The 901-nt window shown below is 75.8% G+C and carries 1 protein-coding gene; it reads right to left on the reverse strand.

The genetic code is table 11. The annotated features are described in order from the left end of the window. The coding region (locus tag Q0L15_RS22610) for an FAD-dependent oxidoreductase (RefSeq protein ID WP_296607112.1) at positions 1–870 on the reverse strand (870 nt) is incomplete at its 3' end. Positions 871–901: the final 31 nt, after the last annotated feature.

Raw genomic sequence — 901 nt, forward strand, 5'->3', positions numbered from 1 at the left:
GGGATCCTCGCTGGTCCAGCCGGCCGCCGACCCGACGACCGACAGGCCGGGCGTCGAGGCGGACAGGTCGGCGCCGGCCCATCCGCCGACCACCGCCTGCGGGGTGCCGGCCGCGACGTACTGCTGCTGCAGCGCCAAGTCGTTGGCGGGACGCGGCGCCAGAGCCACGCACAGCAAGTCGGCGCGGATGGTCCGCACCCGGCCCTCCACCTCCACGTCGACCGCGCGCAGCGCCCTCGCCCCGCGAGCGGCGCGCACGGTGCCGCGGAGGACCCGGTCGCCGTCGGCCCGCCGGTCGGCGGAACCGGGGCCGGGCTCGGACGGATCGCCCGCACCCTCCTGGACCACGATGGCGACCACCTCGACACCGGCCCGCTCGAGTTGGTCGGCCAGGGCGCTTCCGCGGTCGCCGTCGGTCATCACGACGGCTCGCCGCCAGGGGACGACGCGATCGACCCGGAGCAGCCTGCTGACGCCGTCCGCGAGGACGACGCCGGGCTTGTCGTTGCCGGGGAACAGGCCGGGCACATCGTAGGAGCCCGTGGCGACGACCAGGTGCTTCGGGCGGCATTCGAGCACGAGTCCATCGGCCACCACGGGGATCACCCCGGTCTCGAAGTAGGACATCACGCGACCGTCGACGACCCTGATGTCGCGGTGGGCCAGCACGGCGGACGCGAGGCGTCCGGCGAGCTCGGCGGCCGGCGCCGTCTCCTGGTCGTACGTGACGACGGAGTCTCGGGCGTTCGCTCGGCCGCCGAGCGGGCCGGGATGGACCAGTGTCACCGACGATCCGCTGCCCGCGGCCCCGAGCGCGGCGGCACAGCCGGACAGCCCGCCGCCGACCACGAGAACGTCGGCTGCGTCCACCTCCGTGCGCGTCCGGACGGCCCGCGCCGCC

The sequence above is a fragment of the Nocardioides sp. genome, from assembly GCF_024509035.1.
Taxonomy (GTDB): domain Bacteria; phylum Actinomycetota; class Actinomycetes; order Propionibacteriales; family Nocardioidaceae; genus Nocardioides.